The following is a 1,865-nucleotide window of genomic DNA, read 5'->3' on the forward strand; positions in this document are numbered from 1 at the left end:
TATTCAGGTACAATAGAAGAACCTCTAAAAGCAGAGGCTTGCTATTTATGCGACTACTTGAGCAGGCTGTTATTACAGAACCTGTGACATACGATAAAATTATAAAAGAAAATCACGGGTGTTGATGAGATACCCCATTTTAACTTTTTAACATTAGTAAACTACGCAAATTACCTATCTAATTTAGGGATATTACCACAGTAATATCAGCAATATGCTGATGCAGGACTAAAATTCTACTCATAGTTTTGTTTCGTATTATGAAAAATAAACAGACTACAATATGAGATTAGGCTTTTCAATCATTTTCCTAACGTTTTGCTACACATTAAGTTCGCAAAACAACCTTGACTTTGTGAATATTTCCGTGTCCGACGAAACAAAGACTCAAGAAATCACAGGGGGCTTTGGTAGCGAACTAGCTAAGAAAGTAAGCTTTGTAAATTTTAATGGTTTTATTACTAATGAGTTTTTCATTCCTAAAGAAGGCCCAACAACATTTGACAACCATTATTTTAATCTTTTCTTCTCTTCGCAACTAAATGATAATATTTTTATTGAAGCTCAATTGGAATATGAACATGCAGGTAAAGATATTGATTTAAGATATGCCTATGCTGATTATAAATTCTCGAATGCTTTTGTTATTAGGACAGGTAAATTCCTTGTTCCGGCAGGAGTGTTTAACGAATACAAATATCCGGAATACATCTCAAAAACAGTTAGCCGGGCATGGGTAAATCGTGAAATAACGCCTTCGGCATGGGCTGAGGTTGGTATTCAATTAAGAGGCACTGTCAAACTCAACAACATCAATCCGTATTATTCAATTTATGCTGTCAATGGTTTACATGGTGAACCTGGAGTTGACATTAGGAGCATGAGAGGAAATGACCGTGACTCTAAAGGTGGAAATACTAATAAAGCCTTAGGCGGTGCTTTGGGGCTGAGGAATTCACGACTCAATGCAGCACTAAATTATTACTCCGGAAAGTATACAGCTGACAATGTTTTGAACTTAGAAATCTATGGTGCATCATTTTATTATACGGCATCTAAGTATAGTATTTGGAGCGAGCTACACAAAGCAGCACAAGACAATTATACAACAGATGGTGAAATTATTACCAATGATAAACTAGGATTCTATTTACAAGCAGGCTTATTTGTTTTTCCAAAGCTTGAATCAATCATTCGCTACGACCAAATTGATTTTGAACAAGAAGGTGCCAATAATCGTAAAAGATGGACTTTTGGACTCAATTACCACTTGAGTCAAACAGCGGTATGCAAAGTAAATTATGAAATAATTAATACTGATTTAGACTCTGACACCGACGAATTAATTGGGTTTCAATTAGCTATTGGATTTTAAAAAAAATGATATGAAACGAGCCATGAGAATAGCTTCTCACACAGGAGCATGATTAATTTTGGCGAGTTCCATCCCGATAAATCGGGACAAGTAGTGGCAATAAAAACAAAATTTAAACACATGAAACACCCATGGCAAGTAAATTTGGCACACAGGGGGATGATTATTGGTGGTAATTCGGAACTTAGTGAATAAAAGAAGGCATGGCTACGACAAATAACAACATAGAGTTTGAGCAAGTCATTGAACGTGGCTGCGGTATCGACATCCATAAGCAAGTTTTGGTAGCAACCATCCGAGGAACCGGGATAAAAGAGGAAACTCGTTCCTTTGATGGATTTACAGAGCCTATTGAGCAGCTGCGCGATTGGCTTAAAAAGAATAAAATTACCCATGTTGCCATGGAAAGCACAGGCGTATATTGGAAGCCCGTGTTTAATATCTTAGAAGAAGAATTTGAGATATTATTAGTTAATGCGCGTCATATAAA

Annotated in this window: 3 protein-coding genes and 1 pseudogene; all 4 read left to right on the forward strand. The window is 36.2% G+C overall.

What is annotated here, in order from left to right:
- A pseudogene (locus tag FNN09_RS20750) lies at positions 1 to 125 on the forward strand (IS1595 family transposase); the annotation flags it as partial.
- A gap of 158 nt (positions 126 to 283) precedes the next feature.
- Positions 284 to 1,375, forward strand: a complete 1,092-nt coding sequence (locus FNN09_RS20755) for a hypothetical protein (RefSeq protein ID WP_143304406.1) — start codon at positions 284 to 286, stop codon at positions 1,373 to 1,375.
- Positions 1,376 to 1,423: 48 nt separating this feature from the next.
- Positions 1,424 to 1,570, forward strand: coding sequence for a hypothetical protein (locus FNN09_RS21245; protein ID WP_185969093.1), 147 nt, complete (start codon positions 1,424 to 1,426; stop codon positions 1,568 to 1,570).
- A gap of 8 nt (positions 1,571 to 1,578) precedes the next feature.
- The coding region (locus FNN09_RS20760; protein WP_143304407.1) for a transposase at positions 1,579 to 1,865 on the forward strand (287 nt) is incomplete at its 3' end.

Source organism: Carboxylicivirga sp. M1479, assembly GCF_007097485.1.
Taxonomy (GTDB): domain Bacteria; phylum Bacteroidota; class Bacteroidia; order Bacteroidales; family Marinilabiliaceae; genus Carboxylicivirga.

Coding starts and splice junctions, on each gene's coding strand:
- FNN09_RS20755 (WP_143304406.1), top strand. CDS start 284: ATGAGATTAGGCTTTTCAATCATTTTCCTAACGTTTTGCTACACATTA.
- FNN09_RS21245 (WP_185969093.1), top strand. CDS start 1,424: ATGATTAATTTTGGCGAGTTCCATCCCGATAAATCGGGACAAGTAGTG.